Source organism: Synechococcus sp. HIMB2401 (assembly GCF_042883245.1).
Classification (GTDB): domain Bacteria; phylum Cyanobacteriota; class Cyanobacteriia; order PCC-6307; family Cyanobiaceae; genus Parasynechococcus.
In genome coordinates, this window is sequence record NZ_JBDJKK010000001.1 from 78259 (window position 1) to 97285 (window position 19027).

The 19027-nt window shown below is 61.6% G+C and carries 24 protein-coding genes; 15 read left to right on the forward strand and 9 right to left on the reverse strand.

Annotated features, from left to right (window positions below; all coding sequences use genetic code 11):
* Positions 1 to 38 precede the first annotated feature (38 nt).
* Positions 39 to 884, forward strand: a complete 846-nt coding sequence (map, locus tag AAXE93_RS00500) for a type I methionyl aminopeptidase (RefSeq protein ID WP_006851506.1) — start codon at positions 39 to 41, stop codon at positions 882 to 884.
* Here map and AAXE93_RS00505 read toward each other — a convergent pair.
* Positions 865 to 1602 carry an SDR family oxidoreductase gene (locus AAXE93_RS00505; protein ID WP_390127235.1) on the reverse strand — a complete coding sequence of 246 codons (738 nt, stop codon included), beginning with the start codon at positions 1600 to 1602 and terminating at the stop codon, positions 865 to 867. The two genes, map and AAXE93_RS00505, sit on opposite strands and share 20 nt — an antisense overlap.
* 36 nt (positions 1603 to 1638) lie before the next feature.
* Between AAXE93_RS00505 and ebsA the strand changes: the two genes are divergently transcribed.
* From ebsA to AAXE93_RS00520, 3 genes are read left to right on the forward strand one after another with little or no spacing between them, the layout of a single operon-like run.
* Entirely contained in the window at positions 1639 to 2007 is a 369-nt protein-coding gene (gene ebsA / locus AAXE93_RS00510; protein WP_390127237.1) for a type IV pilus biogenesis protein EbsA, read from the forward strand.
* 26 nt (positions 2008 to 2033) lie between these two features.
* Positions 2034 to 3131, forward strand: a complete 1098-nt coding sequence (locus AAXE93_RS00515) for a phosphotransacetylase family protein (RefSeq protein WP_390127239.1) — start codon at positions 2034 to 2036, stop codon at positions 3129 to 3131.
* Between the two features lie 16 nt (positions 3132 to 3147).
* Positions 3148 to 3684, forward strand: coding sequence for a hypothetical protein (locus tag AAXE93_RS00520; protein ID WP_006851763.1), 537 nt, complete (start codon positions 3148 to 3150; stop codon positions 3682 to 3684).
* Here AAXE93_RS00520 and AAXE93_RS00525 read toward each other — a convergent pair whose 3' ends face one another.
* Positions 3685 to 4101 (reverse strand): MAPEG family protein, encoded by a 417-nt coding sequence (locus AAXE93_RS00525; protein ID WP_115161484.1) that lies wholly within the window; start codon positions 4099 to 4101, stop codon positions 3685 to 3687.
* Between the two features lie 99 nt (positions 4102 to 4200).
* Here AAXE93_RS00525 and AAXE93_RS00530 point away from each other — a divergent pair, with 99 nt between their 5' ends.
* Complete coding sequence (locus tag AAXE93_RS00530) at positions 4201 to 4698, forward strand: YajQ family cyclic di-GMP-binding protein (RefSeq protein ID WP_006850457.1); 498 nt, start codon at positions 4201 to 4203, stop codon at positions 4696 to 4698.
* A 106-nt stretch (positions 4699 to 4804) separates the two neighbouring features.
* On the opposite strand, the gene AAXE93_RS00535 is transcribed toward AAXE93_RS00530, so the two are convergent.
* Positions 4805 to 5059 (reverse strand): hypothetical protein, encoded by a 255-nt coding sequence (locus AAXE93_RS00535; protein ID WP_390127243.1) that lies wholly within the window; start codon positions 5057 to 5059, stop codon positions 4805 to 4807.
* A gap of 35 nt (positions 5060 to 5094) precedes the next feature.
* Here AAXE93_RS00535 and AAXE93_RS00540 point away from each other — a divergent pair, with 35 nt between their 5' ends.
* Together AAXE93_RS00540 and AAXE93_RS00545 are read left to right on the forward strand one after the other, a co-directional pair.
* Entirely contained in the window at positions 5095 to 5487 is a 393-nt protein-coding gene (locus tag AAXE93_RS00540) for a phosphoribosyltransferase (protein ID WP_390127245.1), read from the forward strand.
* Entirely contained in the window at positions 5487 to 5957 is a 471-nt protein-coding gene (locus AAXE93_RS00545) for a nucleoside 2-deoxyribosyltransferase (RefSeq protein WP_390127247.1), read from the forward strand. Before AAXE93_RS00540 ends, AAXE93_RS00545 begins: the two co-directional genes overlap by 1 nt.
* 72 nt (positions 5958 to 6029) lie before the next feature.
* Here the strand turns inward: AAXE93_RS00545 and AAXE93_RS00550 are convergent, their stop codons facing one another.
* Genes AAXE93_RS00550 through hemL form a run of 3 tightly spaced genes read right to left on the reverse strand, consistent with a single transcriptional unit; the run spans position 6030 to position 8191 of the window.
* The gene (locus AAXE93_RS00550) at positions 6030 to 6449 is read right to left on the reverse strand and encodes a cytidine deaminase (protein ID WP_390127249.1); all 420 of its coding nucleotides are present in this window, start codon (positions 6447 to 6449) and stop codon (positions 6030 to 6032) included.
* Positions 6424 to 6882 (reverse strand): hypothetical protein, encoded by a 459-nt coding sequence (locus tag AAXE93_RS00555; RefSeq protein ID WP_390127251.1) that lies wholly within the window; start codon positions 6880 to 6882, stop codon positions 6424 to 6426. The genes AAXE93_RS00550 and AAXE93_RS00555 overlap by 26 nt, the downstream gene beginning before the upstream one ends.
* A gap of 7 nt (positions 6883 to 6889) precedes the next feature.
* Positions 6890 to 8191 carry a glutamate-1-semialdehyde 2,1-aminomutase gene (hemL, locus tag AAXE93_RS00560; RefSeq protein ID WP_390128613.1) on the reverse strand — a complete coding sequence of 434 codons (1302 nt, stop codon included), beginning with the start codon at positions 8189 to 8191 and terminating at the stop codon, positions 6890 to 6892.
* Between the two features lie 136 nt (positions 8192 to 8327).
* Between hemL and AAXE93_RS00565 the strand changes: the two genes are divergently transcribed.
* Entirely contained in the window at positions 8328 to 9779 is a 1452-nt protein-coding gene (locus AAXE93_RS00565; RefSeq protein ID WP_390127253.1) for an FAD-linked oxidase C-terminal domain-containing protein, read from the forward strand.
* A gap of 6 nt (positions 9780 to 9785) precedes the next feature.
* Here AAXE93_RS00565 and xth read toward each other — a convergent pair whose 3' ends face one another.
* Positions 9786 to 10616: an exodeoxyribonuclease III gene (gene xth, locus AAXE93_RS00570; protein WP_390127255.1), complete on the reverse strand. Its 831-nt coding sequence runs from the start codon at positions 10614 to 10616 to the stop codon at positions 9786 to 9788.
* Positions 10617 to 10671: 55 nt separating this feature from the next.
* Between xth and AAXE93_RS00575 the strand changes: the two genes are divergently transcribed.
* A complete protein-coding gene (locus AAXE93_RS00575) occupies positions 10672 to 10956 on the forward strand; it encodes a hypothetical protein (protein WP_390127257.1) in 285 nt (94 codons plus the stop codon).
* A 66-nt stretch (positions 10957 to 11022) separates the two neighbouring features.
* Here AAXE93_RS00575 and AAXE93_RS00580 read toward each other — a convergent pair whose 3' ends face one another.
* Positions 11023 to 11652: a hypothetical protein gene (locus AAXE93_RS00580; RefSeq protein WP_390127259.1), complete on the reverse strand. Its 630-nt coding sequence runs from the start codon at positions 11650 to 11652 to the stop codon at positions 11023 to 11025.
* Positions 11653 to 11826: 174 nt separating this feature from the next.
* Between AAXE93_RS00580 and AAXE93_RS00585 the strand changes: the two genes are divergently transcribed.
* Genes AAXE93_RS00585 through AAXE93_RS00605 form a run of 5 tightly spaced genes read left to right on the forward strand, consistent with a single transcriptional unit; the run spans position 11827 to position 16218 of the window.
* Entirely contained in the window at positions 11827 to 12447 is a 621-nt protein-coding gene (locus tag AAXE93_RS00585; RefSeq protein WP_115081712.1) for a hypothetical protein, read from the forward strand.
* The gene (locus AAXE93_RS00590) at positions 12447 to 13094 is read left to right on the forward strand and encodes a hypothetical protein (RefSeq protein WP_115132139.1); all 648 of its coding nucleotides are present in this window, start codon (positions 12447 to 12449) and stop codon (positions 13092 to 13094) included. The genes AAXE93_RS00585 and AAXE93_RS00590 overlap by 1 nt, the downstream gene beginning before the upstream one ends.
* Positions 13091 to 14299, forward strand: a complete 1209-nt coding sequence (larC, locus tag AAXE93_RS00595; RefSeq protein WP_186541949.1) for a nickel pincer cofactor biosynthesis protein LarC — start codon at positions 13091 to 13093, stop codon at positions 14297 to 14299. Before AAXE93_RS00590 ends, larC begins: the two co-directional genes overlap by 4 nt.
* Positions 14299 to 15213: a lysylphosphatidylglycerol synthase domain-containing protein gene (locus tag AAXE93_RS00600; RefSeq protein WP_390127262.1), complete on the forward strand. Its 915-nt coding sequence runs from the start codon at positions 14299 to 14301 to the stop codon at positions 15211 to 15213. The genes larC and AAXE93_RS00600 overlap by 1 nt, the downstream gene beginning before the upstream one ends.
* A gap of 33 nt (positions 15214 to 15246) precedes the next feature.
* The gene (locus tag AAXE93_RS00605; protein WP_390127264.1) at positions 15247 to 16218 is read left to right on the forward strand and encodes a metallophosphoesterase family protein; all 972 of its coding nucleotides are present in this window, start codon (positions 15247 to 15249) and stop codon (positions 16216 to 16218) included.
* On the opposite strand, the gene AAXE93_RS00610 is transcribed toward AAXE93_RS00605, so the two are convergent.
* A complete protein-coding gene (locus tag AAXE93_RS00610) occupies positions 16195 to 17889 on the reverse strand; it encodes an ABC transporter permease (RefSeq protein ID WP_390127266.1) in 1695 nt (564 codons plus the stop codon). The two genes, AAXE93_RS00605 and AAXE93_RS00610, sit on opposite strands and share 24 nt — an antisense overlap.
* Positions 17890 to 17953: 64 nt before the next feature.
* Here AAXE93_RS00610 and AAXE93_RS00615 point away from each other — a divergent pair, with 64 nt between their 5' ends.
* Positions 17954 to 19024, forward strand: a complete 1071-nt coding sequence (locus tag AAXE93_RS00615) for an ABC transporter ATP-binding protein (RefSeq protein ID WP_390128615.1) — start codon at positions 17954 to 17956, stop codon at positions 19022 to 19024.
* The last annotated feature ends 3 nt before the right edge of the window (positions 19025 to 19027 follow it).

A 19027-nucleotide genomic window follows, 5' to 3' on the forward strand; every position in this document is an offset into this window, starting at 1 on the left:
GGTTGCTGTTGATAGCGTGACGGATATTGGGCTGAGCCATGAATCTCTTTGCTGATCTTCTGGCATCCACCCAGGCAGCGCAGGGGCAAGTGACGGCGACGGGCCCGCGCATTCAGAAGCGTCGCGGCGTTGAGATCAAATCAGCCCGTGAAGTGAAGATCATGCGCCAGGCCAGCCACATCGTCGCCACCGTGCTGCGGGAGGTGATGGGAATGGTGGAGCCAGGTCAGACGACGGGAGATATTGATGCCTATGCAGAAAAACGCATTCGAGAGATGGGGGCGACCCCAAGTTTCAAGGGCTACCACGGTTTTCCGGCGAGCATCTGCGCCAGCATCAACAACGAAGTGGTGCATGGCATCCCCAGTCCGAAGCGTGTGATCCGCCAGGGCGATCTGCTGAAGGTGGATACCGGCGCCTATTTCGAGGGCTACCACGGCGACAGCTGCATCACGATCTGCGTGGGAGATGCACCCCAAGAAGCACAGACCTTGAGCCGTGTTGCCAAGGAAGCCTTGATGGCTGGTCTGAGCCAGGTCAAAGCAGGTAACACCCTGCTGGATATCGCTGGAGCCGTTGAAGACCACGTCAAGGCCAACGGTTTCAGCGTTGTGGAGGATTACACCGGCCACGGTGTCGGCCGGAACCTGCACGAAGAACCTTCCGTGTTCAATTTCCGCACCGACGAGCTCCCCAACGTCACCCTGCGTCCTGGCATGACCCTGGCGATTGAGCCCATCCTCAATGCCGGCAGCAAGGCCTGCCGCACCTTGCGGGATCAGTGGACTGTCGTGACCCGCGATGGCTCCCTCTCGGCGCAGTGGGAGCACACCGTTCTGGTAACCAGTGATGGATGCGAGATCCTTACGGATCGGGGCGACTGAGGATCCGGCTGTAAGCCCGCCGTCCAAGCTCGGTCAGAGGCATCAAGAGATACGTCAGTGGGTTTGGTGTCACGATCACCAGGCGAAACCCCCAGCTCGCCTGGCGCAGTACCTGGGTGGCGACGAAATCGGCGCCCATCACTCCAATCGGGTTGAGCGACGAGCGAAAGGGGCCGAGCACAAGCTTGCGCAGGATCAGGGCTTCGCGTCCGGTGGCATCAAGCACTGCGCCGCGGATGCTCACAAGTTGCCCCAGCATTCGCTTGGTGAGTTCATACACGGGACTGACGGCAGGCTGAATTTCAGCCTCTGAGGTGTTGATCCACACCTCCCTCGGATCAGCCTGCGGCGATGCTCTGCTGATGGCCTCAAATCGCTGCATCAGCCTCCAGCTGCTCAACGTGTTGATCTCCAGCGCCTGATTGATCACTTGAGGGCTTTGGCCGCCTTGAGGATTGATCCCGTGGTTCAGCACCAGAACATCGAGCTCCTCCAAATCGGCGTCTAAGCTGGCTTCATCTCCGCAGTTCCAGCTCACCCAACGGTGTGGGCCGTCCGCTTGCTCTGGAGGTATGGATCCGTGGGTGAAACCGACGACGTGGGCGCCTGCGGAACGGAAGCAACGGGCCAGGGCTGCGCCGAGGGCTCCACGAGCGCCTGTGATGCCGATCCGTTTGCCGAGAAAGGGGGACTGGGCCATGGGGCCAGCTTGGGGCATCCTTGAAACGAGCGGAGCACGAATCAAGCACCAGCTGTGTCAGATGCCGCCCAACTGGTTCTGTTCGCTCCCTACTGCGGTGGCGTCAGTCGCGAGCAGGATCTATCCGCAGCCCTGCAGATCCTGGGGCGGGGCGCACTGCAGGGGCGGCGTCCGGTGGTCGGAAGCGATGGACACCCCTACGAACTCCGCTGGAATGGGGTCGCTGCACCGATGGAGAGGCTGGACTGTCAGCTTCGTTTTCCCGGTCATCCCGAGGGAGATTTTGATTTCGCCGTCACCACCCATCAGCTGGTGGTCTGGTTGATGGATTGTTCCCATCTGCAGCCATCGGAGCCCAATTTGCCCAATGGGTTCTGGCAGTGGTTGTTGATCGAGCGCGGAGATGCTCCTGAACAGGCCTAGATTCAGTGGTGTCAGGCATCACCTCCATGGGAACGACACTGTTGATCGGATCGTGTGAGCCGTTCAGTGGGAAGTCGGCCCTTGTTCTTGGAATTGCCCAGCAGCTCGCCCGTGCCGGACAGCAGATCAGGTTCGGAAAGCCCCTGGCCACAAGCCTGGACTGGGATCCGAACCAGGGGCCGTTGCCTCAACCACTCATCGACGACGACGTTCGATTTGTTGGTGAAACGCTGAATCTGCCGCCGGAGCGTTTGATCCCTTCGATGCATCTGCTATCTCCGACAACAGCTGCACAGCGGCTTGACCAAGGCGAGTTGGACGCTGGCCAAGGTTTTGCGGAGCTGCTCCAGTGCATTCAGTCTGACGATGGACTCACACTCTTGGAATGTGCGGGAAGCCTCCAGGAGGGTTTGCTGTACGGCCTCAGCCTTCCGCAGCTAGCCACAGGTCTCGATGCCAAGGTCGTTCTGGTGCACCTCTGGCAGGACAGCCGCAGTGTGGATGCGCTGCTCGCGGCCAAGCAGACCCTGGGTGACCGTCTGGTTGGAGTGGTGCTTAACGCCGTCACTCCAGAAGAGGTCGACAGCTTGGAGCGACAGGTGGTTCCTGCCTTGCAGGGCCTGGGCTTGCAGGTGTTTGGCGTTATGCCCCGTTCTCCTTTGCTGCGCAGCGTCACGGTCGGCGAGTTGGTGCGGCGCCTCAATGCCCGGGTGATCTGTTGCCAGGAACGGCAGGAACTGCTGGTGGAAACCCTGAGCATCGGCGCGATGAATGTGAATTCCGCCATGGAGTTCTTCCGCAAACGACGCAACATGGCTGTTGTGACGGGTGCTGATCGCACCGACATCCAGCTGGCCGCCCTTGAGGCTTCAACCCAATGTTTGATTCTCACCGGGGCTGGGGAACCTCTTCCTCAATTGATCAATCGCGCCGAAGAATTGGACGTGCCCTTGCTCAAGGTGGAGCACGACACCTTGGCCACGGTGGGGGTGATTGAGCAGGCCTTCGGCCATGTGCGCCTGCATGAAGCCGTGAAGGCCACCTATGCCTTCCGTCTTGTGGAGGAGCATTGCAAGCTTGATCAGCTCTTCAATGCATTGAATCTGACGGTTCAGCACGCCTGATGGTTGCTAACTTCCGATGAAATCAGGCGGCAAGTTTTCCTTGGGTCAGTCACTGGATCTGCCGGCTCTTGATCGGGTTGACACGCTTGCGCAGGAACTCGCTCTGCTGCAGGACAAAAGCCAACGAAGGATCGCCATTCTCGGTAGCCGCCATGTGCCTGTTGTGGCGGTTCACCTGATCGAATTGGTGGCTCGCTCATTGGTGCAGGAAGGCCATTCTCTGATCACATCCGGATCTCAGGGGGTGAATGCTGCAGTGATTCGCGGGTGTCTTGAGGTGGATCCCTCCAAGCTCACTGTGCTTTTGCCCCAGAGCCTCGATCGGCAGGTTCCTGAAATCCGAGATCTCCTGGATCGGGTGTTGCACCTTGTGGACAAGCCCGAGCAGGACGACCTGCCCTTGCCGATGGCCAGCAGTTTGTGCAATCAAGAGATCATCAACCGCTGTGATCAGTTGATCTGTCTCGCATTTCACGACAGTGAAACCCTGCTGGCGAGTGCACGAACTGCTGAGGACATGGGGAAGGTGGTGAGCCTTCTGTATTTCGACTGATCAGCCGGCGGCGCTGATCACGGCCCGCAGTCCCTCCACGTAGCAGATGCCAACTGCAGTCACCCCCGTAGCCCAGCAGAGTCCCCTCAGGGGTGGGACGTTGCCGACGTAGGCAAACAGATAAACAAATCGGATGCCTGGCCAGATCCACGCTGCTGCGATGGCCGTGGGGCTGCTGACTCCGCTAATCAGACACAACAGCATGGCCGGTGCCCCCAGGGTCAGTGCTTCCCAGCTGTTCTCCTGTGCCCACACGGCGCGCTGCCCGAAGGCGGGCAGCCGTTCAAACATCGCCCGAGGCGCCTGAAGATCCGCCATGGTGAAGTCGGCTTTGGCCCGTCCGGCACCGGTGAGCACGATGCTCACCATCACGACGGCTCCCATCAGGCAAAGGGCCCAGGCAAACGCAGGAGTCATGACATCCAATCAATCCTCGGGACCCTAACGGGCTCAGGTGGGCCACACCCAGCTGGAGATCGATGGGTTTCTAAAATGGAGGATCGACAGGTTTGCGACATGGCCAGCACTTATTCCTTCGATGTGGTCTCTGACTTTGATCGTCAGGAGCTGGTGAACACCCTTGATCAGGTTCGTCGTGATGTTGGCAACCGTTATGACCTCAAGGATTCCGGCACCGAGATCGATCTTGAGGAAACGGAGCTGGTGATCACCACTGCCAGTGATATGACGCTTCAGGCGGTGGAGGATGTGCTGCGAACCAAAGCGACCAAACGCAACCTCTCCCTCAAGATTTTCGATTTTCAAACACCTGAAACCGTCGGAGGCAACCGGGTGAAGCAGGTGGTGAAGCTGCGTAAGGGCCTCAGTCAGGAGATTGCGAAGAAGTTGAGCAAGATGGTGCGCGATGAGCTCAAAAAGGTGACGGTGGCGATCCAGGGTGAAAGTGTGCGGATCACCGGTAAGAGCAAAGATGATTTGCAAGCCGCGATTCAGCTAGTCAAGAGTAAGGAAGATGATCTTGATGTTCCTCTGCAGTTTGAGAACTATCGCTGATTAAAAGAAAGACTGGTCGGTGATCAACAACGAGTTTTGAAATTCTCCGGTAAGAATTTCAGCCTCGTTGCTCATGGTTGGGACTTTTTTCGCTGAGGGGCGACGTTTAAGCGCTCTGGTCCCGGGCCCGTCGGGCATCGATGATCTTTGCCAGTTCCAGCACATAGCCGGCGGTGCACCAGCGCCCATGGCTGCGGGATCGGTTTTCAGGGTCCGAACGGATTTCAGCGGTCTCGGCCATCACGAGATCCAGCTCTCCCTGCGGCAGGTCATAGAGCTCCTGTAATTCCAGTTCCCGGCTGAGCAGATGGCTGCGAAACCATTTGCGATTTTGTTCCTGGGGCGGGATGTCTCGGCTCAAGGGGCATCACAGCGTGGATGTGTCATTCTCCGGCTATGCAGGTACTGAGCTGGGCCCAATTCGATCAGGCGGTGCAGCAGTTGGCTTCACGCTTTGCCGGTTCTGCAGTGACCGGCGTTTATGGGGTCCCCCGTGGGGGCCTGTGTCTTGCAGTAGCGCTCAGCCATGCCATCGATCGTCCCTTGCTCTCAGCACCTGAGCCATCAGCCCTGATTGTGGATGATGTCTATGAAACTGGACGCACCTTGCAGGCGTTGAAAGGTGAGGTGCCGCAGGCATCCTTTGCTGTTTGGGTCAGCAAGGTGCGTCCTGATTGGTGGGTGGCAGCCGAGGTTGCCGCGTCGTCGGAATGGCTGGTGTTTCCTTGGGAGAACCTTGAACAGGCCCGTGCCGATGAGCAGGCGTACCGCGCCTCCCGGGGCCTGTGATGAACAACAGCGCGCGCACGATTTATCTGGCGTCCCCTTATGGCTTCTCGGAGCAATGGAAGCGGCTGTTGTTGCCGGAGTTCATCGGGGAATTGGAAGCCCTGGGATTGGAGGTCTGGGAGCCCTTTGCTCGCAATGGTCAGGTGAATCTGGCGGAACCGGGATGGGCCTATCGCGTCGCGCAGCGGGATCTGCAGGATGTGCGTGATGCCGATGCGCTGTTCGCCATCGTGAATGGAACGCCTCCCGATGAGGGGGTCATGGTGGAACTTGGTGCCGCCATTGCCCTGGGTAAACCCACCTTCCTGTTTCGGGATGATTTCCGCAGGTGCACCGATTCCGAGCAGTATCCGCTCAACCTGATGGTTTTTGCTGGTCTCCCTGAGCGGGAGTGGCAGAAGTACGTCTACATCGATGTGTCTGACATCAATAATCCCGACAAAGCCTTGGCCTGTTGGGCGCGATCCTGATGTTCGGGTGAATCGTGGTCTGTTGATGCTGCTCGCTCTTGGAGGAGCGCTTCAGGGCTGTGATGGTGTTGATCAGTTGATGTTTGCTTGCCTCAGCTCAAAGGGAGCAGGAAGGAGTTGTTCGAGTTGCCTTGTGCCCACACCATCGATGCTCACCTTGGCCTTGCTTGGCAGCAGTTCCTGCATCACCTGACGGCAGGCGCCGCATGGCATCCGGGATTCAGTGGCTGCATCTCTCTGGGCATCGATGCAGCTCACGGCTAGTTCAATCGGTTGTTTGCCTTGGCTGATCGCCGTGAAAAGGGCGACCCGCTCTGCGCAGACGCTCAGGCCATAACTGGCATTTTCCACATTGCAGCCGTCGATCACACTGCCGTCATCACACCGCACTGCGGCCCCCACGTGGAAGTTCGAGTAGGGGCAATGGGCACGGCTGGCGGCCCGGCGCGCTCGCGCCAGTAGAAACTCAGCGTTGTTCTCGGCAGGAGCCATGGGCCGTTTCAAAAAGGCTGCTCAGGGTTTTCGTCCCAGCTGATTGGGTCAGTCGGGATTGCTGGCTGAGTTCGAATCCCTTTTGATCATCAATGACCAGATCTCCGCTCACAGCGACACGACTCTCCTGGGCAAGACCGCTGGAGGCGCCGGAGTCATTGAATGTGAGTGCTCCTAACGAGGCTTCATAGGACCAGTGATAGGTCCTGCGAGAGCCCGCGATCTGTTCAACACCGGAACTGCTGAAGCGCTCCACCAGGGGGGTGAGTCTGCTGTCGATCACTGTCCGCTGTTCAATCGCAGGGTTCTCACCCTGTTCAACCCGAAACTCCTGCTGCTTGAGCTGTCGGATGCCTGCAATCGGGCGGCCAGACCACCGTAGCTCCACGGTCTGAATGGTGCAGACCAGTGGAGGTGGTGCTGAGGCCAGCACGGAATGATCAGGCCACAGCCGCGAAGCTTTCGCGGAAGGCGTTAATCGTCGCTTCGATGTCGGCGTCGGAGTGAGCCAGGGACGTGAAACCTGCTTCGAAGGCTGACGGTGCGAGGTAAATGCCCCGCTCGAGCATGGCACGATGCAGTTTGCCGAAGCGTTCCGAATCCGTGCTCTTGGCTTCTTCGAAGTTGCGCACGGGGCCTTCGCAGAGGAAGAAGCCGAACATGGCGCTGACGCTGGCCGCTGTGATCGGCATGCCAGCGGATTGGGCGGCGTCCTTGATGCCCGCCACAAGCTTCTGGGTTGTGGCTGTCAGCTTCTCGTAAGTGCCGGGCTGCTTGAGCAGTTCCAGGGTCTTGATGCCGGCGGTCATCGCCAGGGGGTTTCCACTGAGGGTTCCGGCCTGATACATGGGTCCAGCCGGGGCCACCATTCCCATGATGTCGGCACGGCCGCCGTAGGCGCCCACAGGAAGGCCGCCACCGATCACCTTGCCCATGGTAGTGAGATCTGGGGTGACGCCGAAATGTGCCTGGGCACCGCCGTAGCTGATTCGGAAGCCGGTCATCACCTCGTCGAACACCAGCAGAGCGCCGTGCTCTTTGGTGAGTTCCCGCAAACCTTCAAGGAAGCCGGGTTCGGGTTGGATGAAACCGGCGTTGCCGACGATCGGCTCAAGGATCACGCCCGCGATGGCGTCGGGGTTCTCTGCGAACAGGGCCTTAACGGCTTCGAGGTCGTTGTAAGGCGCCGTGAGGGTGTTGGCCGTGGTGCTGCGCGGGACACCGGGGGAGTCGGGCAGCCCGAGTGTGGCCACACCGGAACCGGCTTTCACCAGGAACATGTCCGCATGGCCGTGGTAGCAGCCCTCGAACTTGATCACCTTGTCGCGGCCGGTATAGGCACGGATCAGGCGCAACACAGCCATGCAGGCCTCGGTGCCGCTGTTGACGAAGCGCACCATCTCAACGCTGGGTACAGCGTTGATCACCATTTCGGCCAGGGTGTTTTCCAGGGCACAAGGTGCTCCGAAGCTGGTGCCCTTCTCGATCGCTTCCTGCAGTGCTGCGATCACCTCGGGGTGGGCGTGGCCGCAGATGGCCGGTCCCCAGCTGCCGATGTAGTCGATGTACTTATTGCCATCCACGTCCCAGGCATAAGGACCCTTCACCCGATCGAACACGATCGGCTGACCGCCAACCGACTTGAACGCCCGCACAGGGGAGCTGACACCTCCGGGCATCAGGGCCTGTGCTGCGCCGAAAATGGCCTGGGAGTGGCTGGTGTTCAACGCGGGAGCTGTCACTGGAACCGACGCCAAAGGGCTGATGCAAACCGTGCAACATCCTGACTCAGGAACGACCGGTTCCGTTTGCTGTGTTTCTTAATTGCCCACTTCGCACGCATTTTGATGCGTAGTCTTTGATCAGATCGAGATCGATGTGGCCCACGACTGGTCAGTGCTGGAGAGGGATCTGCGCCGATGTCTGCCCCCTCGGGCCATCGTGGCGAAGCGTCAGGAACTGCTCAGTTACGACTGTGACGGACTGACGCTTGAGCGCCACTGTCCGCCTCTGGCGGTGCTGCCGGAGACCACCGAACAGGTCGCTGCGGTGTTGCAGTGCTGCCATCAACACGGTGTGCCGTTTGTGGCTCGCGGAAGCGGCACCGGCCTCTCGGGGGGAGCGTTGGTGGATCAGCAGGCGCTTCTGGTGGTGACCAGTCGCATGCGTCGAGTGCTCGACCTTGATCTGGCCAATCAGCGCGTCACGGTGCAGCCCGGGGTCATCAACAGCTGGGTGACGCGCGCCGTTGCAGGAGACGGGTTCTATTACGCCCCGGATCCCTCCAGCCAGGTGGTTTGCAGCATCGGCGGCAATGTGGCGGAAAATTCGGGCGGGGTGCACTGCCTCAAATACGGCGTGACCAGCAATCACGTTCTGGGGCTTGAGGTGGTCCTGCCCGACGGAACCATCACGCAGTTGGGCAACGGGCTGGCCGAATCCTCCGAATTGGACCTACGTGGTGCGTTCATCGGCAGCGAAGGAACGCTGGGCATCGCGACGGCCATCACCCTTCGCCTGCTTCGGGCTCCCGAGTGCGTAAACGTGCTCTTGGCGGATTTCGCCACGATGGAAGCGGCAGGGGAAGCGGTGAGATCGGTCACCGCGAGCGGCCTTCTGCCGGCGGGGATGGAAATCATGGACAACGTCACCATCAACGCCGTCAATGATTTCTTCGGCTACGACGAGTACCCCCGTGATGCAGCGGCCGTTCTGCTGATTGAGCTTGATGGGCAGGAGGCTGAGGTTCAGGCCTCTTCTGAGCGGGCTGAGGCGCTTTGTCGCGCGGCAGGAGCCCGTGGGCTGCGTCGGGCCCAAGACCCCACGGAATGCGCGGTGCTCTGGAAAGGCCGCAAATCTGCGTTTTCAGCGGTGGGAAAAATCACGCCGACCTATTACGTGCAAGATGGTGTCGTTCCCCGCAGCAGCCTTCCGTCAGTGCTTGCGGCGATTGAACGGCTCAGCCAGGAGCACGGCCTACCGGTGGCCAATGTTTTCCATGCCGGCGATGGCAACCTTCATCCACTGATCCTGTATTCACTGGACCAGCCCAATGTGGAGCGGAGCGTGAAGGAGCTCGGTGCCGCCATCCTGCGGGTGTGTCTTGATGCCGGTGGCAGCATCAGCGGAGAGCACGGCGTCGGCGCCGACAAGCGCTGCTATCTCGACTGGATGTTCAGCTCGGACGACCTGGAAACGATGCGGCTGTTGCGGTCTGCCTTTGATCCAGACAACCGTGCGAATCCCGGCAAGGTGCTGCCCACGCCGCGCACCTGCGGTGAATCGGCCAAACGGATGGTGACGCTCCCCGCCGGCGTCGAGGTCTACTGAACAGGGTCAGAAGAACGGTTCATCCCCGTCGTCGTCGGTTGGAGGCCAGTCCAAGTCAACGCTGACAGGGGCGTGGTCGCTGGGTTGTTGGTTGCCGCGCATGCCTTTGTGGATGACGCAGCTGCAGGCGAGTCCCAGCAGCTCGTCACATAGGTAGATGTGGTCGATGCGCCAACCGCGGTCCCGATCCCAGGCACCGCTCCGGTAATCCCACCAGCTCCAGTGACCGGAATCCGGTTCGAACACGCGGAACACGTCCTGAAGCCGTTTACCGAGGGCGTCACGAAGGGCCTGGCGTTCGGCATCGCTCGCCATGATTCCGCCGGTCTGGCGGTCGGGGTCAGGAAGATCGCGTGCTTCGAGGCCGATGTTGAAGTCGCCGACCATGCAGAGCGGTTCGCCGCGTTGCTCCTGAGCATCGAGATAACGCTTCAGGCAGCCGAGCCAGGCCAATTTGTAGGGGTATTTCTCCGACTTCAGGCTTGATCCATTCGGGACATAAAGGTTGAGCACGCGAACGCCATTCAGCAGTGCGCTGATCACGCGCTTCTGCGCGCCGAGCTCGTTCGCTTCCGCATCATCCGGGAGCTCCCCGACAAAGCCGCAACGCACATCCTCCAAGGGCTCGCGGCTGATCAGGGCGACGCCGTTGTAGGCCTTCTGGCCATGGATGTGCACGTGCCAACCAGCAGATTTGAAGGCTTCCAGCGGGAACAGGGGGTCATCCACCTTGGTTTCCTGGAGACAGAGCAGATCCGGTTGCTCGCTCTCCAGCCAGCTGAGCACCTGATCCAATCGTGTGCGGACCGAGTTCACGTTCCAGGTGGCGATCTGCACGGCTGATCCAGTGGCGTCAAAGACCCTTAGCATCAGCCAACTCCGGATTCCGCTGATGTCTCGCCGTCTTGCGGCTGTCGCTCAGGCTGTGTTGTCTTCCCTGGTGGTGACAACGATTCCGATGGGTGCAGGGGCCCAGGTTGAAGCTCCCTTTCAGAACCGCGAGGAACGCGAGATCTACGGCGACACCAATGGCAGCGGCTCAATTCTTGATGCCGCCAACCCCATGGATTTGTTGAACCAGATCCGACGGGCGACCGCCATGGACGACGCCACGCCACCATCCGACGCCATTGATGCGGCCCTTAAGGCCTATCAGAACCCTCCAGCGACGCCGTAGCGCTGGAGGGTTCTGATCCGGTGCTGCGGGCTGCGCTCAATCCCAGCTGTGCTGCCACAACATCGATCAAGGGATGGAGCCTCCCATTGGCATCCCGCCTTCTCGGGCCTGCTTGAGCAGGGTTTGACCCGCCTCTGAATTGCCTTGCTCTTGCCGCACTAGGGCCAAGGCCAGCAGGGGCCTTGCATCTGTCTTGTTCTCCGTGGCCAGTTGGCCGTACAACCTCATCGCGGTCTGGTCGGATCCGCTTTGTCGCAGCAGATCAGCCAAAAGCAAACCGATCTCCAAACGCTGGCCAGGTTCCAGGCCCTTGAACCGGGCCGTGAGCTCTGCTGTCACCTGACGCTGACGTCCCTGCTCTTGGTCCAGGAGCACCAGCAGCTGCAGAACCTGCAGAACATTCGGATGCAGCCGCAGCAGATGTTGGAGGCTGCGTCGGGCGGCCTCGGGCTGGCCATTGCGACGTTGCAGATCGGCTTTGAACATGGTTAGTTCGCGCGGCGTCGAGCGGCCAGACAGCCACGGTTGCAGCACCACTTCGGCCTCTTGCAGGCGCTCCAGTGTCAACAAGCGTTCCAACAGCAGGCCTCGTTTGGCTTCACTGACTTCCTCCTGGTTCTGGAGCTGTTGCATCAGCCGCTCAACCTGCAGATCTTCAGCCTGGCGAGTGCTGCGTGCTCGCGTTTCCGGGGCCATGGAGGCCGCGGCGACCTAACCGACCAGTGCAGCCCCCACCATGGACGCCAGCAGCAACAGAATCCGGCGCGGGCTGGGCATCCGATCTCGAATCAGCCACTTCAGTCTGAGGAGATTGCAGTGGGCTGGCTACAGTCTTTACAAGGGCTTTTGACTCCGCCCGGTTCAGCATCAATGCGCGCCCATCCGATTCCCCCGGTCACAGAGCCGTTGCAGTACCGGGCCATCGGTCTTGTGCGCGGCACTTACGCCCCAACCGACCCCGAGCAACTCACCCGTGGCACCTTGACCGATGCCCAGGGGGTCCCCCTGGAAACCGTCGTGCTCGGTCGTGTGCTCACCCTGATGCGGCGGCATCTGCCCCTGGATCAACCCCACCTTTGGGTCGTGTATCCCAGAAGCCGTGAAAGTGATCATCTGCATCTGCAGATAGCTGGGGTCTGGGAACCCAGCACCCTGGCTCCAGACCAAGCCGATGCCTCCGACACCCTGCCGGAAGGGGACGACTTCTTTTCAGTTCGAGGCGAGTTGATCTTCACCAAGCCGGAAACCGGCGAAATGGTGGTGAAGGTGCGGCAGCAGGCCCGTGCCGACGGCCACCGTCCACTTCCCTTCAAGCTCCAGATCAAGGGAGAGCTCCCCCTCGAAAACCTGCGTCACTTCGTCAGCCTTGACCTGCGCCGCCAGGGCCAGGAACTGCACCTCGAAAATCACGACGTGATTGCTCCGATGCCGACGCGTGGCGGCAAATCCAAGGGAGGTCGTGGTCGTGCCACCTCCCGCGCTCGCAGCTGATGGCCGAGGGGGGGCAGGGCTCCACGGGGGCACTTCGGGCCGGCATTGCCGTTGCCGGCATCACTGCCCTCGGCGCTTTTGGTCCTGCCCTGGGTCTGTCTGCTGCCTGGATCGTTGTGGCGGTTGGGGGTGCCCTGGTCACCCTCAGCGTTGATGCCGCCACCTGGGAAGGCATGGGCGGACACATCCTTGCCGAAGCTTTGCCCGGTGGGCAGGAGCGTCTGCGTCGGATTGCGGTGCATGAGGCGGGCCATGTTCTGATCGCGGAAGCGGAGCAACTTCCGGTTCAGCAGGTGCTGGTGGGAACCCTGGCCTGTGTGCGTGCAGGACTGCGCAGCAGCGGCGCCACGGAGTTCGCCGTGCCGGACAGCGTCCGCATGCCGCTTGAGGATCTACGCCGTTGGAGTCGGGTGCTTCAGGCCGGCATCGCTGCTGAGACTGTGGTTTTCGGCAAGGCCCGTGGTGGGGCCGATGACCGCGCTTTGCTGGGACGGCTTTGGGGACTGTCGGGCCATGACGTGGCCACCGCCCAGCGGGAGCAGCGCCGCGCCCGGAGGGAGATTGAGCAGCAGTTGCGTCAGCAGCGGGAGGTGCTTGATCAGCAGGCCGTTGTTCTGTTGGAGGCGGCTCCGCGTCTAGGGCGATGAGCGCGCTTTGGATTGATGCACCAACAGGGTTGGCAGGGGACATGCTCCTGGCCGCACTGTTGGATCTGGGTGTGGACCAGGCCGTGGTGGAGTCGCCTCTGGCGGCCCTCGGTTTGACGGGGCGCTATCGCCTCACCCAGCAGGAGGCGCGCAGTGCTGGTCTCCGAGGCATCCGCGTCGATGTGGAGGGTCTTGAGGATCAGCCGCCCCACCGCCATTGGTCGGGGATCCGTGATCAGATCAATGCAGCTGCTCTAGCGCCATCGCTGAAGCAACGGGTGCTCGCCGTGTTCACCCGTCTGGCGGAAGCCGAAGCCACCGTGCATGGAACTCCGGTGGAGGCCGTTCACTTCCATGAGGTTGGAGCCATCGATGCCCTCGTGGATGTGGTGGGTGTCTGTGCGGCGATTGACGACCTCAATCCAGCCAGGATCGTCTGTTCTCCGTTGCCTGCGGGGAGCGGAACGGTGGCAACCGCCCATGGCCTATTGCCCGTGCCCGTGCCCGCCGTGCTTGAACTGGCACGACGTCACCGCATTCCTCTGCTTCAGGGCGGAGATCTGCCCACAGGAGAGTTGGTGACGCCCACGGGCCTCGCCCTGGTGTCGGTTCTGGCGGATCAGTTTGTCGCTCCTGAACGTTTGGTGGCTGACAAGGTTGGTGTTGGCCTCGGCCACCGCCAACTGGATCGCCCCAACCTGGTACGCCTTGTGCTGCACACCCCAGCCGTTACTGCGGAGGAAGGTCCCCGTTGGGAGTCGTTGGTGGTGCAGGAAGCCTGGATCGATGACGCCACTCCAGAGGAGATTGCGGTGTTGATGAATCGCTTGCGTGATGCGGGAGCGATTGATGTGGCGGTGCAGCCGTTGCTGATGAAAAAGGGCCGCAGTGGTCAGTTGCTCACGTCGCTGGTGCGGGATGGGGATGCCGACCAGCTCCGCAGCCTCTGGCTCAGTGCTGGCAGCAGCATCGGCCTGCGGGAGCGGCGCCAGGGACGCTGGGTGTTGCCGAGGCGGCAGGGTGTGCTCGAAACGCCCTGGGGTCCCGTCGCTGCCAAACAGGTGCGTCGCCCCGATGGCCGTTGCACCGTCAAAGCCGAGGCGGATGCCCTTGAGGCTCTTCAGGCCAGCACTGGGTGTTCCTTTGATGAGCTGCGGGCTGCTGTTGCAGTAGCGCCGTTCGTCAGCACGGACGATTGGGCCTAATGGGCAAGGTTCTCCGGCAACCCAAGCTCTGGATCACGCTGGTCAGCCTGATCTTCATCGCTGTGGCTTTGGCCCAGCAGGCGGGCCAACTTCGCCAGCTGAGCTTGGTGGCCAACGGTTGGTGGTGGCTGGTGCTGGGGCTGGGCCTCACCTGGCTCAGCATCCTGATCAATGGTTTGGCCTGGCGCGACCTTCTGATCTGGTTGAGACATCCTCCCCAGGGGGTTGCGGTGGTGCCGCTGTTTGTCCGGAGCAACCTTCTCAAGTACCTGCCGGGAGGGATCTGGCATTTGGTGGAGCGGGTCCGCGTGCTGCGTCTGGCGATTGGTGGCGGCCCTGCCCTGGCTGGGGTGATCCTTGATCCACTCCTGATCGTGGCGGCGTCCGTTCTTGTTGTGGTTGCTGGTGGATGGCAGCAGGGCCTTGCCCTGCTGGCTCCATGGCCAGCACTGTTGATGATGTCCCGCTGGCGCGAGCCCCTTCTGCGTCGACTGGAGCGTTCCAAGGCAGCGCAATTGCAGTCGCTTGGCAGTGGGGCACTGGAAAGTGAGGGAAGCGGCCGCGGCGGCTATCCCTGGCGGCCCCTCAGCCTTCAGCTGCTGTTTGTGTTCTGCCGCTTTGCCGGGTTCTGGTGCAGCGTGCAGGCCTTCGGTATTCAAAGTCCGGCACCGTTCACCTGGCTTGCGGCCTTTGGTCTGGCCTACGCCGTTGGGCTGGTGGTGCCTGGTGCCCCCGGGGGGCTCGGGGTGTTTGAGGCCACCCTGCTGCTGCGTTTGGGTGCTGCCCTACCAGAGGCGCAGTTGCTCGCGGTGGTTCTCAGCTACCGACTCCTCTCCACCCTGGCTGATGTTGTTGCCAGCGGGGCCCTGGTGGCCGATCGGATGCTGGGCCAACGTTTGAAACGCCACCGCTGACCCCTTGCTGTTGTGTTGCTGAGTCGTCGCCGGATGCTGCAGTTGGTGCTTGGCACCGGTCTTACGGCAGCGGCCCTGCCCTTGAGCGCCGCAAGGGGAGCTGTTCAACGGGTTGGGCTGATCAGCGATCTCAACAGCAGCTATGGCTCCACCCGCTACATCCCTGCCGTGGATCAAGGGCTGGATCAGCTCATTGGCCTGCAGCCGGATCTGGTGGTGTGTGCTGGCGACATGGTCGCGGGTCAGATGCGAGGCCTCACTGGTCAGCAGCTGGATGCCATGTGGCGGGGCTTTGAGACGTCGGTTCTGCAGCGGCTTCAGGCGGCGGACATTCCACTGCTGCCAGCGATCGGGAACCATGACGGTTCACCGGGTTTCCCCATGGATCGTGCTGCTGTGGGTCGGTTCTGGACCCCGATCCGTTCACGAATGGGATTGGTGTTTGTGGATGCCTCGCAGTTCCCGTTTCGCTACTCGGTGCTGCAGGACGGGATCTTCTGGCTGGTCTGGGATGCCAGCTCAGCCCGTGTTCCTGAGGATCAGCTGATCTGGGCACAACAGCAGTTGGCCAGCACCGAGGCACAAAAAGCTCGTGCTCGGTTTGTGGTGGGTCATCTCCCCCTGGCTGGGGTTGGTCTGGGCAAGGATCGCCCCGGTGAGGTGTTGGAGCGGGGAGGTGCACTTCAGGCCTTGATGGATGCCGCCGGCGTGCAGGCCTACATCAGTGGTCATCACCACACCTGGTTCTCCAGCCGTCGTGGACAGCTCGATCTGATCCAGCTCGGCGCCTTGGGCAGCGGCCCCCGGCGCCTGTTGCGTGGTGAAGCGCCAGCACAGCAGAGCTTCACCTTGTTGGAGATCGATGGGGGTATGGGCACCCTGCGGGAGACCACCTATGCCGTGTCCACGGGACGGCCGATCTCCTGGTCAACACTCCCGCTCCGTCTCAACACCCGCGCTGGCTTGCTCCAGCGCAACGCATCAGAGCGTTTGCTGCGGGGGTGACGAGCCCTCTCGTCTGGAGGCATGATCCAGGGTTGGCACCAAGGCCATGGCGGCGACCAGCCCCAGAACGAGGATCATCAGGGCCGGCAACATCGCTTCGGCCAGCCGTTCATCGCCGGCGTACTGGAACACGCGCACCGAGAGCGTGTCGAAGTCAAAAGGCCGCAGGGCAAAGGTGAGGGGAAGCTCTTTCACCGTGTCCACGAACACCAGCAGCAGTCCGACGGTGATCGGTCCGCGCAAGAGAGGCAGATGCACCCGTTGGAGCACGCGCTGCCAAGGTGATCCCATCCCCGTCGCCGCCTCATCGAGGCTCGGGCTGATCCGTTCCAGGGCTGCATCCAGGCCTCCTTTCGCCACCGCCAGAAATCGATCGCTGTAGCCCCACAGCAGCAGGAGCAAGGGGGCGACCTGCCAAGGGCCGCCCGTGAGCAAAAGGGCCAGAGCCAGGACGGTGCCGGGGATGGCGTAGCCCGTTCCGGCCAGGAAGGTGAGGCTTTTCAGCCATGGGGCGCTGGACCAGCGTTTGGCGATGGCCAGCACCAGCGCTGCCGTTACCGCCAAAACAGCAGCGACCAGAGCCAGCAAAAGACTGCGGCCGCTCAGACTGATCAGATCGTCGTTCCAGCTGGTTTGGAGCTGGTCCAAGTTGCTGGCGGCCCACAGCAGTGGGGTGCCCAGGCTCACGATCGGAGGGATCACGGCGAGCAGTTGTGCCACCCCAGCGCGGAATCCATGCAGGTGCCAAGCGGTTGCATCCCCGCCGGCCACGCCATCGCTCCAGCGCCGACTGCGCCTGCGCAGGCTGCGTTCACACACCACCAACGTCAACACGATCACCAGCGTGATCAAGGCCAAGCTGATTGCGCCTGCGGGATCGCCGTTGGACTGCCAGGTTTCCAGGATGCCCGCGGAGAGACTCGGGATGCCGAGCAGCTGCACGGCACCCAGCTCATTGACCACTTCCATGCCCATGAGAGCGACGCCGGCTCCGATCGCGGGCAGTGCAATGGGCAAGGCCACACGCCGGAAGGCTGACCAGGGACCAACCCCCAGGCTCCGGCATGCCTCCAGCTGACGCTGACCGCTGACGGAGAAACTTTCCGTGCTCAGCAGGAACACATAGGGGTATGTCGTCAGGGCCATCACAGCAATGCCCCACCCCATGCCGTGAATGGTCCAGCTGTAGCGACTGCCCAGATCAACGAGGATCGCCGAGAGGAGATAGGCCGGCGTTGCCAGGGGAATCAGCTGGGCGATGCGCAGCCATGCCCGACCGGGAAAACGGCAGTTGCACAGCAGCCAACCGTTCGCAGTGCCAAGCAAGGTGCCCAGCGTTGCTGTTCCGAGCAGCAGCTGGATTGTGCCAACGATCTGGCGCATGCCATCGGGGCCAAGATCGCTGAAGCCGCTGTGCAAAGACGTCAGGGCCTCCCTCACCAGCGTCAACACCGGCCAGATCGCAACCAGGCCAGTGATGGAGGCGATCAGGATCAGGGCCAGCCGGGTTGGGCTTGGAACAACACTCCGGTTGGGCAGCAACTTCACTTCAGCGATGGGCCGGACACCGTTGTCGCGACGTGGTGTTGTGACATTGCCATGGAACGAGTCTGGCGATGAACGATGGGGATCTGATCGAGAGCGTGCAAACCGCACACCGGCTTCGATCATTTGTCACACTCATAAGCTCGGTCGGTTCCCAAGCTTCATCTGATCTGTGGAACAGCTGCTCCCGATGGAGCCAACGGTTGCTTTAAACGGGGTCTGGCACAGCTACGGCGACGCCTCTGACGGCTGGACCCTGAAGGGGGTGAATCTTCAGGTGGCGCCAGGGGAGCTGCTGGGCCTGCTGGGTCCCTCCGGCTGTGGCAAAACCACCCTGCTTCGCTTGATTGCCGGCTTCGAACGCCCCCGGCGCGGCACGGTGCAGCTGGATCAGCGCATGGTGGCTGGAGATGGGATCTGGATGGAACCGGAACGTCGGGGCGTTGGCATGGTGTTCCAGGATTACGCCCTCTTCCCTCACCTGAACGCTTGGCAGAACGCCAGTTTCGGTTTGCCCCGGCGGAATCCCAACCGTGAGCGCGTGGCCTGGTTGTTCGCGTTGCTGGGGCTGAAGGGGCTCGAGCAGCGCTACCCGCACCAGCTCTCCGGTGGCCAGCGGCAGCGGCTGGCGTTGGCACGCGCTCTGGCCCCAGCGCCCAGGGTGGTTCTGCTTGATGAGCCTTTTTCAAGCCTGGATGTGGAGGTGAGGCTCCGCCTGCGCAGTGAGCTCTCCTCCGTACTGGACGCCTGCGGTGCGAGCGGCGTGATCGTCACCCATGACCCTGGAGAAGCTCTGGCGATCTGCGATCGCGTTGCCGTCATGCGGGACGGCGTGCTGCATCAATGTGCATCGCCCCCCGAGATCGTGAGGTCACCGGCGACGCCTTTTGTTGGATCCTTTGTGCTTCAGCGCAATTTGATTCCAGTGCAGGCCCATGGCCAAGGCCAGTTGTCTTGTCTACTGGGAGATCTGGATGCATCGGCCCCATGGGTCCAGGCGGACCGCGAAGCCTCCGGTGACTGTTGTGTGCTCGTGGATCCGCACGACATCACTGTCGTCGCCGATGCCGAAGGAGAGGCCAGCGTCCTGGGCCGTGAATTTCTGGGGGATGCATGGGAGTACCGAATCCGTGTCACGGATGTGCTGGTGCGGGCCCACTGTCCGATTGAACAGGAGCATCCTCCCCACACCCGTTGTCGCCTCAGCTTCAGGGATGGGGCCAGAGTCACGCTGCTTCCGCTTGGCCATGCGCTGGCATAAAAA

Coding starts and splice junctions, on each gene's coding strand:
- map (WP_006851506.1), top strand. CDS start 39: ATGAATCTCTTTGCTGATCTTCTGGCATCCACCCAGGCAGCGCAGGGG.
- AAXE93_RS00505 (WP_390127235.1), bottom strand. CDS start 1,602: ATGCCCCAAGCTGGCCCCATGGCCCAGTCCCCCTTTCTCGGCAAACGG.
- AAXE93_RS00515 (WP_390127239.1), top strand. CDS start 2,034: ATGGGAACGACACTGTTGATCGGATCGTGTGAGCCGTTCAGTGGGAAG.
- AAXE93_RS00520 (WP_006851763.1), top strand. CDS start 3,148: ATGAAATCAGGCGGCAAGTTTTCCTTGGGTCAGTCACTGGATCTGCCG.
- AAXE93_RS00525 (WP_115161484.1), bottom strand. CDS start 4,101: ATGACTCCTGCGTTTGCCTGGGCCCTTTGCCTGATGGGAGCCGTCGTG.
- AAXE93_RS00530 (WP_006850457.1), top strand. CDS start 4,201: ATGGCCAGCACTTATTCCTTCGATGTGGTCTCTGACTTTGATCGTCAG.
- AAXE93_RS00540 (WP_390127245.1), top strand. CDS start 5,095: ATGCAGGTACTGAGCTGGGCCCAATTCGATCAGGCGGTGCAGCAGTTG.
- AAXE93_RS00545 (WP_390127247.1), top strand. CDS start 5,487: ATGAACAACAGCGCGCGCACGATTTATCTGGCGTCCCCTTATGGCTTC.
- AAXE93_RS00550 (WP_390127249.1), bottom strand. CDS start 6,449: ATGGCTCCTGCCGAGAACAACGCTGAGTTTCTACTGGCGCGAGCGCGC.
- AAXE93_RS00575 (WP_390127257.1), top strand. CDS start 10,672: ATGTCTCGCCGTCTTGCGGCTGTCGCTCAGGCTGTGTTGTCTTCCCTG.
- AAXE93_RS00580 (WP_390127259.1), bottom strand. CDS start 11,652: ATGGCCCCGGAAACGCGAGCACGCAGCACTCGCCAGGCTGAAGATCTG.
- AAXE93_RS00585 (WP_115081712.1), top strand. CDS start 11,827: ATGCGCGCCCATCCGATTCCCCCGGTCACAGAGCCGTTGCAGTACCGG.
- AAXE93_RS00590 (WP_115132139.1), top strand. CDS start 12,447: ATGGCCGAGGGGGGGCAGGGCTCCACGGGGGCACTTCGGGCCGGCATT.
- larC (WP_186541949.1), top strand. CDS start 13,091: ATGAGCGCGCTTTGGATTGATGCACCAACAGGGTTGGCAGGGGACATG.
- AAXE93_RS00600 (WP_390127262.1), top strand. CDS start 14,299: ATGGGCAAGGTTCTCCGGCAACCCAAGCTCTGGATCACGCTGGTCAGC.
- AAXE93_RS00605 (WP_390127264.1), top strand. CDS start 15,247: ATGCTGCAGTTGGTGCTTGGCACCGGTCTTACGGCAGCGGCCCTGCCC.
- AAXE93_RS00610 (WP_390127266.1), bottom strand. CDS start 17,889: ATGATCGAAGCCGGTGTGCGGTTTGCACGCTCTCGATCAGATCCCCAT.
- AAXE93_RS00615 (WP_390128615.1), top strand. CDS start 17,954: ATGGAGCCAACGGTTGCTTTAAACGGGGTCTGGCACAGCTACGGCGAC.